Annotated in this window: 11 protein-coding genes and 3 pseudogenes; 4 read left to right on the top strand and 10 right to left on the bottom strand. The window is 71.6% G+C overall.

The genetic code is table 11. The annotated features are described in order from the left end of the window. The first annotated feature begins 112 nt into the window (after positions 1–112). Both LZ495_RS26450 and LZ495_RS26445 read left to right on the top strand, forming a co-directional pair. Positions 113–709: an SRPBCC family protein gene (locus LZ495_RS26450; RefSeq protein ID WP_235055397.1), complete on the top strand. Its 597-nt coding sequence runs from the start codon at positions 113–115 to the stop codon at positions 707–709. Between the two features lie 21 nt (positions 710–730). Further along, a complete protein-coding gene (locus tag LZ495_RS26445) occupies positions 731–1,381 on the top strand; it encodes an HAD family hydrolase (protein WP_235055396.1) in 651 nt (216 codons plus the stop codon). A 58-nt stretch (positions 1,382–1,439) separates the two neighbouring features. Here LZ495_RS26445 and LZ495_RS26440 read toward each other — a convergent pair whose 3' ends face one another. The 3 genes from LZ495_RS26440 to LZ495_RS26430 all read right to left on the bottom strand — a co-directional run bounded on the left by LZ495_RS26440 (position 1,440) and on the right by LZ495_RS26430 (position 4,611). Then, the gene (locus tag LZ495_RS26440) at positions 1,440–1,910 is read right to left on the bottom strand and encodes an SMI1/KNR4 family protein (protein WP_235055395.1); all 471 of its coding nucleotides are present in this window, start codon (positions 1,908–1,910) and stop codon (positions 1,440–1,442) included. Positions 1,911–1,979: 69 nt separating this feature from the next. After that, complete coding sequence (locus tag LZ495_RS26435; protein WP_235055394.1) at positions 1,980–3,005, bottom strand: methyltransferase; 1,026 nt, start codon at positions 3,003–3,005, stop codon at positions 1,980–1,982. Positions 3,006–3,321: 316 nt separating this feature from the next. Further along, entirely contained in the window at positions 3,322–4,611 is a 1,290-nt protein-coding gene (locus LZ495_RS26430) for a trypsin-like serine peptidase (RefSeq protein ID WP_235055393.1), read from the bottom strand. Positions 4,612–5,158: 547 nt separating this feature from the next. Between LZ495_RS26430 and LZ495_RS26425 the strand changes: the two genes are divergently transcribed. After that, on the top strand, positions 5,159–5,452 hold the full coding sequence (locus LZ495_RS26425; protein WP_235055392.1) for a hypothetical protein: 294 nt from the start codon (positions 5,159–5,161) through the stop codon (positions 5,450–5,452). Positions 5,453–5,575: 123 nt separating this feature from the next. Here the strand turns inward: LZ495_RS26425 and LZ495_RS26420 are convergent. The 3 genes and pseudogenes from LZ495_RS26420 to LZ495_RS26410 form a co-directional block, all read right to left on the bottom strand. Next, a pseudogene (locus LZ495_RS26420) lies at positions 5,576–6,433 on the bottom strand (IS5 family transposase). Between the two features lie 83 nt (positions 6,434–6,516). Then, positions 6,517–6,942: a RacP protein gene (locus tag LZ495_RS26415; RefSeq protein WP_235055391.1), complete on the bottom strand. Its 426-nt coding sequence runs from the start codon at positions 6,940–6,942 to the stop codon at positions 6,517–6,519. Between the two features lie 2 nt (positions 6,943–6,944). Then, positions 6,945–7,067, bottom strand: a pseudogene (locus LZ495_RS26410) (DUF6192 family protein); the annotation flags it as partial. Between the two features lie 149 nt (positions 7,068–7,216). Between LZ495_RS26410 and LZ495_RS26405 the strand changes: the two are divergent. Then, positions 7,217–8,044, top strand: a complete 828-nt coding sequence (locus tag LZ495_RS26405; RefSeq protein ID WP_235055510.1) for an NmrA family NAD(P)-binding protein — start codon at positions 7,217–7,219, stop codon at positions 8,042–8,044. A 361-nt stretch (positions 8,045–8,405) separates the two neighbouring features. Here LZ495_RS26405 and LZ495_RS26400 read toward each other — a convergent pair whose 3' ends face one another. From LZ495_RS26400 to LZ495_RS26385, 4 genes and pseudogenes are all read right to left on the bottom strand, one after another. Further along, entirely contained in the window at positions 8,406–9,218 is an 813-nt protein-coding gene (locus LZ495_RS26400) for a leucine-rich repeat domain-containing protein (protein WP_235055390.1), read from the bottom strand. A 391-nt stretch (positions 9,219–9,609) separates the two neighbouring features. Next, positions 9,610–10,236 (bottom strand): annotated as a pseudogene (locus LZ495_RS26395) (TetR/AcrR family transcriptional regulator); the annotation flags it as partial. Positions 10,237–10,381: 145 nt separating this feature from the next. Then, on the bottom strand, positions 10,382–11,068 hold the full coding sequence (locus tag LZ495_RS26390) for a DUF4166 domain-containing protein (RefSeq protein ID WP_235055389.1): 687 nt from the start codon (positions 11,066–11,068) through the stop codon (positions 10,382–10,384). A 167-nt stretch (positions 11,069–11,235) separates the two neighbouring features. Beyond that, positions 11,236–12,174 (bottom strand): hypothetical protein, encoded by a 939-nt coding sequence (locus LZ495_RS26385; RefSeq protein WP_372498652.1) that lies wholly within the window; start codon positions 12,172–12,174, stop codon positions 11,236–11,238. Positions 12,175–12,212: the final 38 nt, after the last annotated feature.

Here is a 12,212-nt window from a genome sequence, read left to right as displayed (position 1 = left end):
GTGTGGGCCGACCGTGCGGGCGCGCCACATTGACCTGGGGCGTCCGCACGGGCAAGTCTGCTGGCCACGGCGTGCGTTAGGCGGTCGCGGGTCCGGCAGGAGGAGGCGGCATATGGAGTGGACGGGCCAGCGGTACGCGGACGGTCCGACCGTCGCGCTGGAGGCGTACGTCGCGGCGCCGCCCGAGCGCGTGTGGGACCTGGTCGGCGACATCCACCTCATGGCGAGGATCAGCGGCGAACTGCAGACCGTCGCATGGCTCGACGGCGCGACCGGCCCGGCGGTCGGGCACCGCTTCGCCGGGCACAACGAGCACCAGGCGATCGGCCGGTGGAGCACGACGTCGTACGTGGTCGAGTGCGAGCGTCCGTACCGTTTCGCGTGGGCGGTGGAGGACCCGGAGACGCCGGTCGCGACGTGGCGCTTCACCGTGCGGCCGGAAGGCGCGGGATGCGTGGTGGAGCAGTGGGTGCGGCTCGGTCCCGCGCCGTCGCGATTGAGCCAGGCGATCGCCCGCATGCCCGACAAGGAGCAGCAGATCGTGTTCGTCCGCATGCGCGAGTTCGAACGCGGCATCGCGGCGAACCTGGCCGCCGTCAAACAACTCGCCGAAGAACCCGGACCGCCCGATCAGGCCGGACCGCCCGATCAGGCCGATCAGGCCGAACAGCCGGATGGCGCACCGGCACCGAGCCCGGCGTCCGCATAGCGGCGCCGCTAGTCTCACGGCATGGACAAGCCGATCGAACTGGTGATCTTCGACTGCGACGGTGTGCTCATCGACAGCGAGCGCATCGCGGTACGGGTCGATGTGGTCGTCCTGGCCGCGCTGGGCTGGCCGATGACCGAGGAGGAGGTCGTCGACCGGTTCGTCGGCCGTACGACCGCCGACTTCGCCGCGGACATCGAGGCCTACCTCGGTCGGCCGCTGCCCGAGGACTGGGCCGACGAGTTCCGCCCGCTGTACGAGAAGGCCCTGCGCGACGAACTCACCCCGGTCGACGGCATCGTCGACGCCCTGGACGCCATCACGCTGCCCAGCTGCGTCGCGTCCAGTAGCGACCACCACCACCTCCGCACGTACCTCGGGCAGACCGGCCTCCTCGACCGCTTCACCGGCCGGATCTTCAGCGCCACCGAAGTCGCCCGCGGCAAGCCCGCCCCTGACGTATTCCTGCACGCCGCCAAGACGCTGGGCGTCGACCCGGCGGCCTGCGCGGTGATCGAGGACAGCCGCCACGGCGTCGCCGCAGCACGCGCCGCCGGCATGCGCGCCTTCGGCTACTGCGGCGGCCTCACTCCGGCGTCCTGGCTCGAGGGCCCGTCCACCACGGTCTTCGACGACATGCGCGCCCTTCCCGGCCTACTCGCGGGAGCGTGATCCGGGCCTGGGTCGGGGCCGGAGTCGGGGTCGGGGGTGTGACGAGGCGACCGGCCGCTCAGCCCTGTGCGGGCCGGAGCAGATCGAGGAACGCGCCGAACGACCCCGCAACAGTGCGCGGTACGCGGTCCTCGTCGACGTATGCGACCGAAGGCTCGCCGCCTGGCCCGCAGACGGAGTAGTCGAGCATGACGGTGTCGTGCCCGCCCGAGGGTGTACCGAAGAGCACGACTCCGATGGGCGGATAGTCCCACTCGTCGATGAGATAGGCGCTGCCCGTCTCTGCGTCGATGCCGTTGTCGCCGCCGATCCCGTAGAGCTGCTGCACCTCGAAATGGTCGCCGGCCCAGGAGGTCCGGAACGGCGTCGGGCAGACGCGGCGGCGCAGAAGGCCGCCATTGCGCACCGCCAGCAGATCCAGGTACCGCCGGGGCAGCACCACACCGAGCGATTCCTGAGCGCGTTCGGCCATACAGACGCGCAGGGTCGGACCGGTGAAGTAGTCCTCGTCTTCGAACGTGTCGTCCATGTGCTGCTCCCTTGGCATCTGCTGCCGCAGTATCTCGGGCACGCGTCAAGCCGGGTCACCCGTGCCCGGTCAGGCACACGCCGCCTCGATGATCGACACATCTGATGCCGTCGCGATGACCCGCTTGAGCCGGAAACCGCAGGTGTGCAACAGCGACTCGTGTTCCCCGCGGGTGCGTTGCCTGCCCCCGGTGTGGATGAGCATCACGATGTCCATGGCCTTGGACCAGTCGGGCCCGGGATCGTCGGGGATGACACTTTCCACCAGCAACAGCCGCGCATGCGGTGGGGCGGCCTTCCGTACGGCGGCCAGGATCGCGGTGGCCCGTTCGACGTCCCAGTCGTGGATCACGTCCATGAGCATGTAGGTGTCGCAGGCCGGCAGCGGGTCCTTGAAGAAGTCGCCAGGTTGCAGTGTGAGCCGATCTGAGGCGATCTCCGCGGCACGCTCGATCACCGGGGGCAGGTCAAAGAGGATGCCCGTGGTTCGCTCGGCCGCGTCCACCACTGCCTGGAGTAGGTGTCCCTGGCCGCCGCCGATGTCGGCGATCGTGCCGCAGTCCGAGAAGTCGTAGGCGGCCAGGACACTCGCGACCTGGATGCGTGCCTTGGAGGCCATCGCGGCGTCGAAAACCCGGCCCGCCTCGGGGTCGCTGTCGAGGATGGCGAAGAACCCGTCCGGATTCAGCTTGTTCGTGACCGGGAGTCCGGTCTGGAGTGAGTAGTCGAAGTAGGCCAGTCGCTTCACAGTGCTTTCGGATCCGAATGTCGCCGCGAAGTCACGCCAAGACTGGGGATGGTCGGAACGGAGCATTCGCGACGCGCCGGTATGGGTGAAGCGGTCGGAGTCGGCTGCGAAGACGCCATGGGCAGCCAGGAGGCGTAGTACACGGCCGAGGGCCTCGGGATTCACTCCGGTGGCTTCGGCCAGCTCCTCGGCCGTCCGCGGCGTGTCGTCGAGCGCATCGGCGATGCCGAATCTGGCCACGGCGGCCAGGCAGTGCCCGACAAACAGGCCTCCGAGCACCCCGGTCAGTGTGTCGAAGGGCCCCGGCCGTCGATCGAGCGCGGCATGGTGATCGTCACTGGCGGGCATGGAACGCCTCCGATTGTCCCGGCTATGCGGACGGCGCAAACGTCGTCGCCCTCATTGTGCGAGTCTCAAGGCGTCGTCGGCAGGGGGAGGCTGTCGGGCCGGCCAAGCGCCTGCCAGGCCCTGCAAGGAGGCCGCAGCCGTCATCGGGCGGGCGGTGCCGGTGTGCTCCGGGGTTCGGGGTCCGGCGTGTGGCGCCCCTCGTCCGCGGCGGTGCGGGCCGCCGGTCCCCGTCCGTCCCGGATCCCCATGCGAGGACGGGCGGTGGACCGGCGGCCGGTAGAGGTGACCGGGGAGGTGTTCCCTCGGTCGGGCCGGGTCAGGACATCTGGACCAGGTTGTAGAGGATGCGCGTGTCCTCGGTGAAGGACGGGCCGACGATGTTCTGCGCGTTGCCCAGCGATCCGAGGAACTGGCTGTAGTTGAAGGAGTTGAGCGAGACCTGGGTGCCGATGCCGGCCACCGGGTCGAAGTCCTGCAGCATCGGGCCGCCGCTGGCGCCGCCGGAGAGGTTGGCGTCCAGGGTGTAGTTGAGCGACATCGTCCAGTCCTTCTTGGCGATGTTCTTGGCGTACACGAGGCTGGTGCCGTCGTAGCGGGCGACCGGACCCGACCCGAACGACGGGGCGGCCGGGTAGCCGAACGCGTACGTCTCCTTGGCGGCGATGGGCCGGAACGCGATGTGCTGCGCGCCGACCTCGTCCGCGAGCCGCACGCCGGGGCGGTGCGGGTCGACGACGGTCATCATCGCCACGTCGTACTGGAAGTTGAACAGGTTGAGCGCGGACACGCCGACCTGGCCGAACGCGGACCACTGCCCGGTCGTGTAGATCTTGTCGACCACCCACAGGCCGTGCGGGGCCTGGGACGCCAGGTCCGGGGCGTCGCCCCGGTACCCGGGCACGAAGATCATCTTGTCGTTGGTGAGGTCGATGGCGTCCTGGGCGAAGCCGTTCTTGTCGCCCGCGGCCTTGGCGATCATCGGGACCGGGACGAGCGTGCAGTGGCCGGCGGTGACGATCGTGCGGCCGTTGGCGCTGTCCACCGAGTTCGCGCTGCACGTGGTGGGCCAGGAGATATGCCGGTACTCGGTGGTCTGGCCGTTCTCGACCTTGATGATCTCCTGCGTCTCGATGAAGTGCCGCTCCGCCGGGACCACGGGGTCCGCCGGGACGAACGCCTTTGCGTCGGCGTCCCAGGACTTGAACGCACCGGTCTCGCGGACCGCGCCGACCGCGTCGCCCGCGACCGAGGGCCGCGTCACGGCCTGCCAGGTCGCGGTCTGGCGGGCGAACACCCGTCCGACAGTGTCGGTGACGGCCGCGTTCCCTTGCGGGTCGACGGCCGACCACTTCCGGCCGCGGTCGGTGTCGGTGAAGTACGGACCCTCCGGGTACTGGGTGATCGTGAAATCCCAGCGCGCGAAGTCGTCGCCGGTCCAGTAGTCCAAGACGGCGAACTGCTTGGCCGGGGTGTCCGCCCACCACTGCGGATAGACCGGCGCGGGCGGCGGGGCGGTGGCCCCGGCGGGCGCGGGTACGGACACGGGCAGTACGGCGGCCGCGGCGATCAGCGCGGCGGTGAGCAGGTGGCGCAAGGGACGTCGCACGGGCGTTCCTTCCGGGGGGCGCAGGCCGGCACGCGGACAGCCGCGGTCGGGCCCGGGGCGCGGAACTCCCCGAGCCGGACCGGCGGACCGCGGCGGGACGGGCAGCGGACGGCGGTGGCGGGCGCCACCCGGGCAGACGACTCAGGCGGGCGAACGGATGGCGTACGGGCGGCGTATGGACGGCGTATGGACGGACGGCGCCGGACCGAGCCGGATCGAGCCTGGGCCTGGGTGGCGGGACGGCGGACAGCAGGTGTCCACGGTGTCGGTCCGGGCGCCAGGCGTCTTGGATAAAACCGACCCGGGTTCGGGATGTCGGGATTGGCTGTGTCCACGAGTTCGGGTGGCAGATGTTGAGGAGTTCGGAAGGCATTGAGGGAGCCGCTGTCGCCGGATCGTTCACGAGCCGTGAGTATCTGTTCCTGAACCCAGGTGCTGGTCCTAGGAGTTGGGTAGACGGTCTGGCATGAACACCGTTGGGCTTCCTGCTTGCGAGCCGAGGGTACTCAGTCTTCTCCAGCTTCTCCGACCTGGTCATACTCGCGGCATGAGATGGGTCTGGTGGGCGTTGGCCGTGTTCTTCAAGCTCTGCGGATTGGCCTTGTTCGTGTGGGTGGAGGTCTTCCTCGACTTCGGGTACCGGCACTTTTGGCAGGAAGCGGTGGTCTACATCCTCGGATTCTTCGGCGCCGGGTTCCTGGTGTTTGTTGTGGGCCAGCACTTCGAGGAGCGGTTCGATGCGGATCCGGACACCCGAAGCAAGGCCCAGAAGAAGCTGTACCGCAATATTCATTCCAAGGAGCACAAGGGGGATGACATCGACTGGGGTCAGTTCGGCTGACCGGGTCGGATGACGGAGCAGCTGGTCTGGGCCGGACCCAGGCCAGCGGTGCGTGCCCAGGCCCGCCGGCAGGGACAGTTCGGCGACGGCCCGGACGGCGTTGGCGGAGACGACGCCGGGCGATCACGCCGCGCGGGCGGGCGGCGCCGCAGGCGCCGGCCGCCCGGCCTGGACGGTGCTGCGGCGGGTGAGGCGGCGGGTCATCAGGGAGATCGCGGCCCAGGTCAGAAGGCTCTCGGCGTGTTGGATCAGCCGTTCGTAGTCCCGTGCGTGCCGAAGGGCGTGCATGAGCCAGGCCAGTGACCTTTCCACGACCCAACGACGCGGCAGCACCACGAACCCGACCGCGTCCTTGGGCCGGTTGACCGTCTTCAAGGTCAGCCCGAGCCACTTCTTGGCCCAGTGGACCAGCTATCCGCCGTAGGCGGAGTCGGCCCAGACGATGGTGATCTCGGGGTGCATCAGCCGCAGCCGGAACAGGACCTGCTTGGCCGCGTCGCGGTCGGTGACGTCGGCGGGGGTGACCATGACGAACAGCAGCAGCCCGTGTGTGTCCACCACCAGGTGCCGCTTCCTCCCGTTGACCTTCTTTGCGGCGTCGTAGCCGCGCGAGTCCTTTCCCACGGTCTCTGCCGCGCGGACGCTCTGGGAGTCGATCACGGTGGCGACCGCGCGCGGCGCGCGGCCCATCTGCCGCCGCACTTGCCGGCGGAGCTGGTCGCGGATCTGCCCGACCACTCCGGCTGCCGCCCACCTGGCCATGAACCCGTAGCACGTCTTCCAGGGCGGGAAGTCACGCGGCAAGGCGCGCCACTTGCAGCCGGTGTCGACGACGTAGCGGATCGCGTCGACGGTCTCGCGGCGCGGGTGCTGCTCCGGCCGCCCGCCCTTCGGCGTCTCGCAGGCCGGGACCGGCAACAGCGGTTCGATCAGGGCCCATTCGGCGTTCGTCATGTCCGAGGGGTAGCAACTGCGGCGCATCGGTCGGTTCCTCCTCCCGGAAGCCGGATCCGGGGCGGGGGCCGTGCAGCGGCCCCCGCCCCGGGTGGGGAGCGGCAACAGGTTCAGGAGTCGGAGGTGTCGAGCATGTCGAGGTTGGTCTCGATCGCGCTGAGCATGGCGCTGGCGTAACCGATCCACCTCGCCCTCGGCGTCTCCGCCAGCTGCGGCGCGACCGTGCCGGTCACCAGCCGCCGGATCTCCCCGAGCTGCTCGCGCACCTGCCCGCGGATGTACTGCTCGACGTCCTCGGCCGACACCCCGAAGCGGTCGCCGTCGGCCCTGGTCCAGATGATCGGCGGCCAGCCGCGCTCGGCGATGATGTCGCGCAACCGGGCCAGCCCTGACCGGAACTGGCTGGGCGAAAGCTCCGTGGCGCGCTGGAGCTGGAAAGAGGTCAGCCCGGCAGGACGCGCCTCGAACAGCACGAACCGGATGGAGTCCGCGTGCCGTTCGGCGGCCTGGCCCCGGCGACGCGAGGCCCGCGGCACGGCTACTCGCCCCGCAGCAGACGCGCCAGCGCGTCGTCCATGTCGACCTTGCCGGTGTCGACCGCGGTCTCCACCCAGTCCAGCGTCGCGCGGACCCGGGCGACGTTCTGGTGCAGCACGTCGCGCCTGAAGGCGGTCGCGCCTGGCCGGCTCCGCGTAGCGGGGCCGGGCCTGGGCTGTCGCATTGCGGAATGAAGTCGACCTATATGCCGCCTACGGTCGTCTGCAGCCGGGCAGCGGAAAGCCCGGCAAGACAGAGCGAGCGAGGGGCGACATGACGATTCTGGTGACCGGTGCGACGGGAACTCTGGGGCGCCACGTAGTCAGGTGCCTTCGGCGCGCCGGACACCCGGTTCGGGCACTCACGCGTACCCCGGCAGGGGTCACGGGTCTGCCTGACGGAGTGGAGGTGGTCGGGGGCGACCTCACGAGGCCGCTCACGCTGGCGGCGGCTTTCGACAGGGTTTCCGCCGTTCACCTCCTGGGAGCCGTCGGCCACGACCACACCCCCTTGGGCGCAGCAGGGCCGCAGATCGTGGCAATGGCCGTCGAAGCGGGCGTGCAGCGGCTGACGGTTCTGTCACCTGGTGAAGAAGGCGACCTGGAACAGGCCGTGCGTGACAGCGGGCTGGAGTGGACGTTCGTCTGGCCGATCGACTTCATGTCCAACGCGCTCGGATGGGCCGAGGCCATCCGCAAGACCGCGCAGGTCCGCGAGCCCTACGGCGGGCGCAGCACCGCCTCGGTCGACGAAGCCGACGCCGCAGCCGTGGTCGCGACCCTGCTCGCCGAAGGCGGGCACGCGGGAAGGAGCCTCACCTTGACGGGCCCCGAAGCACTCACCCCGGCCGACAAGGTCGCTGCCATCGCAACCGCGACCGGCCGTGAGATCCGGTTCACCGAACTCACCGACGACCAGGCGCGCCTGCAGTGGCGCGCCGAGGGTTGGCCCGCGGAAGGCATCGAGTTCATGCTCCACATGTGGGCGACCGTGCCCGACTCGGTGGCCTCGGTGACGTCAACGGTCGAGGAACTCATCGGCCGCCCGCCCCGGACCTTTGCGCAGTGGGCCGCCGCACACGCCGATGCCTTCCGGCCTTGAGGAACATCAACCCTTGGCGGATCCGGGTGACCCTCGACCCCGCGTACCAGCGCCTTCACTTCTCATGAACAACGCCATTCGGGATTTGCGGGGTCGGGAACCAGGCCGCGGCGAGGCGAGCGGACGTGGCGCTCTGCCGACGGGGGTTCGGGGGCTGCGGGTGGCTCGCTGTGTGCGCCGTACAGGCCGCCCGGGCGTTACGGATCGTGCGGGCTCGACGGGCTGTGCGGGGCAGGCCCGTTGTGCGGCTGCGGCTGCGGCTGCGGCTGCGGGGGCGGGGCGGCCGGCGTGCCGAAGCGGCGTGGGGGTGCAGCGTCCAGGACGCGGTGCCCAGGAGCGGTGCCCAGCCGGCCTGCCTCGGTCAGGACAGGACGATGCAGCCGCGCCGTTCCAGGCGGGCGGTGATGTCCGGGGCAGGGGTGAGCGGGTTCCAGCGCAGGTCGAGCTTTTCCAGGGCGGGCAGGTCGGCGGCCCAGGCCGGGAGGTGTTCGATGCGGTTGGCCCGCAGGTCGACGTGGCGGAGCCGGGGGAGCGCGGCGAGAGTTTCGGGGACGTGGTCGAACGCGTTCTCGCGCAGGTCCAGGTGCCGCAGGTCGGCCAGGCCGGCCGTGCGCTCCGGGAGGCTGGTCAGGTCGTTGCCGCGCAGCCACAGTTCACGCAGGGCGGTGAGGTCGCCGAGGGAGTCGGGCAGGCCGGTCAGCCGGTTGTGCTCGGCCCGGAGTTCGACCAGGGCCGCCATCGCCCCGAGGTTGTGCGGGAGCTCGGTGAGGCGGTTCTCGGCGACGTTGAGGTAGCGCAGCGCGGTGAGGCGTCCGAGTGCCTCGGGGAGCTTGGCGAGCCGGTTGTCGTGCAGGTAGAGGAAGTCGCTCAGGCCGGCCAGGTCGCCGAGTTCGTCGGGGAGTTCGGCGAGGTGGTTGTGGCCGAGGTCCAGGGTCCGCAGGTGCTGCAGGGTGCCGATCCGGGGCGGCACCGCGGCCAGGTCGTTCTCGGCGAGGATCAGTTCCTGCCAGTCGTCGCGCGCCCACACCTCGTCGGGCACCCGGCCGAGGTGGCGGCGCCACAGGTCGAGACGGGGCGGGGTGCCGGACGGGCCGCGCGGCGGGGCCGGGGCGGGAACCGTGGCCAGGGCGGAAGTCGGGGCCGGGGGCGGCTGCGGGATGCCGGTGCTGTTCATGCGCGGACGGCCTCCTGGACCGGTGGGGTGCTCAGGACCGGCTGGTGTCGGAGTCGGGGGCGGTGCTCGTGCCGGTGCCGGTGTTGCTGCCGGTGTTGCTGTCGGGGGCGACAGTATTGCCGGGTGCGGGGCCTGCCGTCTTGGCAGAACGGGACGCAGGCCCGGCTTTCTTGGCGGCGGCTTTGGAAGCCGGGGTCCGCTTCGCAGGCTTGTCGGCTGATTTGCGGCGGGCGGGGTCGCCGGAGGAGTCGGCTGCGTTCGCGGCGGTGTCCGTGGCGGCATCCTTGGCGGGCCGGGTCGACTTCCCCGTTCCCGTCCCTGCCCCGGTTCGTGCTGCCGTCGCTGGTGACGACGGGGCGGATGCCGCCGTACGGGAGGCCCTGGCGGCCCGCGGTGTCTGCGCGGTGCGCCGCAGGCGGCTGCGGACCGCGCGCTGGGTCAGCGGGCCGAGGTCTTCGAGGAGGCCGACCAGGGCACCGAGTTGTTCGAGGGCGTCCAGGGCGCGGTCCGCGCCCGCGCGGTCGACGCCGCCGTACAGTTCCAGGCCGATGAACGCGGACGCGACGGCGCGCGCGAGGCCGGGTGCGTCGACGACCTCGGCGAGCGGGGTGTCGGCGAGGACGCGCGCGAGTACGGTCTCGATCTCGTCGATCCACATCCCCAGCCCGGCGGCGGTCGCGGGGGCGAGTGCCGGGTCGGTCTGCGCGCCGGCCAGCAGGTGGGCGAGGACGATCATGTCGGCCTGGCCGTCCTCGTGCAGTTCGCGGCTCAGGTCGAGCAGCTCGCGGACGGAGCCGACCGCGGCGAACCGCTCGCGGTACGCGGCCACATGCTGTTCGGCGCCGTGCGCGCAGGCCGCGGACAGGAGGTCGTCGACGGTGCCGAAGTGGTAAAAGACCAGCGCCTGGTTCACGCCCGCGGCGGCGGCGATGGTACGGGCGGACGTGCCGGCGATGCCGTGCGCCCGCAGGGTGTCCAACGCGCCCTGCATCAGCTTGGCCCGCGTGTCGCTGCTCATCTGGGACGGGTTCTCCGTGCTTCGTCGGGCCACGGCGGCGGCACGGCGCCGCGCGTTCCGCTTCCGCGGGTCCGGGCGCGGCCGGGCTCGCGGCGCGGGCGCGGCCGGGAGTCGTGCAGGAGTCGTGGCCGGGGTCGTGCTGCGGTCAGTGGCGGGATTCCTCCCGTACCGGCCTAACGCTAGCGGGCACAGAGGTGCTGCCGAGCGAGGTGTAGGCGGCGGTGAAGCTGCCGTCGTACCCGAACACCGGTCCGACGAGCGGATTCACCACCCGGACGCTGATCCGGAACACGCCGGCCCCGTCGTCGAACGACTCGCGCACCAGCGCCTGCCCGACGACCGGGCGCGGCAGGCGGACGCCGAGGATCCCCTCGTACAGCCGGTAGGCGCCGGAGCGGATCTCCAGGCCGCCGCGGGGCGTGGCGGCGAACCGCAGGTCCACGGCGAGGTGCTGGTGGGTGCCGAGGTAGTCGACGACGCAGCCGCGGCGTTCGCTGTAGACCATGGTGGCGTCGAAGCGGCGGTGCCGGCGCGGCAGGCGGAAGGTGCGGACGAAGGTGACGGTCTCGCGGCCGAACGAGTCGAGGTACGGGTAGTTCTCGATGGTGAACGGCACGTCGGTGCCGGTCTCGGCGAGCAGGACGTGCCGGCGGTCGCCGAACGCGAGGAACGGGCGCAGCAGCGGGCGGGTGCGGGGCGTGCCGTGCCAGATGCGGCCCATGGTGCCGGTGCCGACGCAGGACTCGCCGGCGTCGAGTCCGACGCCGAAGCGGCGGCGGAGCTCCGGGTGGAGGCGGCCGAACTCGCGGGCGCCCATGGCGCGCTGGAACATCGAGTGGGTGCGGTGCGCCGGGCGTGCGGGCGCGGCGCTTTGCGTACCTGGGGTGTTCGGGGCGGACGCGTGGGCGGATGGGGACTCGGTGCCGGAGCCCGAGGCGGAGGCGGTGTGAGAGGCAGTGGCGGTGTGAGAGGCGGACACGGTGCTCGGGGCGTGCGGGGTCATGGCATCTCCAGGCGGGCGAGGGTCTCGGGCGGGGTGGCGGCGCGCCGGTCCGGCGGGCGGCGCAGGCAGCGGCGTGCCGACGGGGTGCCGGGCAGCGGCGGAAGGAGCAGGGCGAGCACGCCGGTCCCGGCGGCGAGCGCCCAGGAGCGGGTGCCGGCGATGACGGCGGCGACGGCCGCGGTGCGGGCGGCTGTCTCGGCGAGTGCGCGGTGCAGCGTCGCGGACGGGGCGGCGCCGGTCTCCAGCCACAGGCGGAGGCGGTCGAAGGACCAGGCGGTGGCCCAGCCCATGAGGGGGCGGAAGAGCCGGTCCGCGGTGCGTCCGAGGCGGCGGCCGCCGAAGCCGGGCGTGTAGTCGTAGCCGGTGAGGAAGCGGATGCCGTCGGGGGTGGGGACGTACCGCCAGTAGCCGCGTCCGTACCGGATCGGGGAGAGCGGGTGGGCGGACGCGAAGCGCAGGGCGGAGGTCGCGGTGCCGTCGGGGCGGAGGCGTTCGCCGGTGGTGGTGCCGGTGCCGGCGATGGTCAGGCCGGGGAACGGGCGGGTGGCGTAGCGGAAGCGGCGGCCAGGTGCGGGGGCGGCGGGTTCGCTTTCCGGGTCCGGCTCTCGCCCTGGCTCTGCCCCTGGCCCTGGTTCTGGCTCTGGCTGCGGGGTGGCGCCGCAGGTCGGCTCCGGCTTCGGGGTGGTGCCGCGGGCGGGGACGGTGTCGAGGTCGCGGATCTCGGTGAAGCGCAGGTCCCAGCGTTGGTGGAGGGCGGGGTCCTGGGTGTGGCGCCACAGTTCGTAGGGGTGGGTGCGGACGAGGGTCTCGATGTAGAGAGGGCGGGGTCGGGCGCGGCGGCGCGATCGGCCCTCAAGGCGCAGGTGCGGGAGCAGCCGAGGGAGCCGGAGCGGCTGTCGGCTCGGCTGCGGGGGGCGGTGTGGACGTGCGTGCATGGCGGAGTCCCCTGCGGAAGGTCCGAGGACATGGGTTT

This window comes from Yinghuangia soli, from assembly GCF_021502675.1.
Lineage (GTDB): Bacteria > Actinomycetota > Actinomycetes > Streptomycetales > Streptomycetaceae > Yinghuangia > Yinghuangia soli.
The sequence above is the reverse complement of the archived record's forward strand: the minus strand, read 5'-3'. Positions and strand labels throughout refer to the sequence as shown.

Bases quoted from the DNA above. Each gene is read 5' to 3' on its own strand.
- LZ495_RS26450 (WP_235055397.1), top strand. From the start codon at position 113: ATGGAGTGGACGGGCCAGCGGTACGCGGACGGTCCGACCGTCGCGCTG.
- LZ495_RS26445 (WP_235055396.1), top strand. From the start codon at position 731: ATGGACAAGCCGATCGAACTGGTGATCTTCGACTGCGACGGTGTGCTC.
- LZ495_RS26440 (WP_235055395.1), bottom strand. From the start codon at position 1,910: ATGGACGACACGTTCGAAGACGAGGACTACTTCACCGGTCCGACCCTG.
- LZ495_RS26435 (WP_235055394.1), bottom strand. From the start codon at position 3,005: ATGCCCGCCAGTGACGATCACCATGCCGCGCTCGATCGACGGCCGGGG.
- LZ495_RS26425 (WP_235055392.1), top strand. From the start codon at position 5,159: ATGAGATGGGTCTGGTGGGCGTTGGCCGTGTTCTTCAAGCTCTGCGGA.
- LZ495_RS26405 (WP_235055510.1), top strand. From the start codon at position 7,217: ATGACGATTCTGGTGACCGGTGCGACGGGAACTCTGGGGCGCCACGTA.
- LZ495_RS26400 (WP_235055390.1), bottom strand. From the start codon at position 9,218: ATGAACAGCACCGGCATCCCGCAGCCGCCCCCGGCCCCGACTTCCGCC.
- LZ495_RS26390 (WP_235055389.1), bottom strand. From the start codon at position 11,068: ATGTTCCAGCGCGCCATGGGCGCCCGCGAGTTCGGCCGCCTCCACCCG.
- LZ495_RS26385 (WP_372498652.1), bottom strand. From the start codon at position 12,174: ATGCACGCACGTCCACACCGCCCCCCGCAGCCGAGCCGACAGCCGCTC.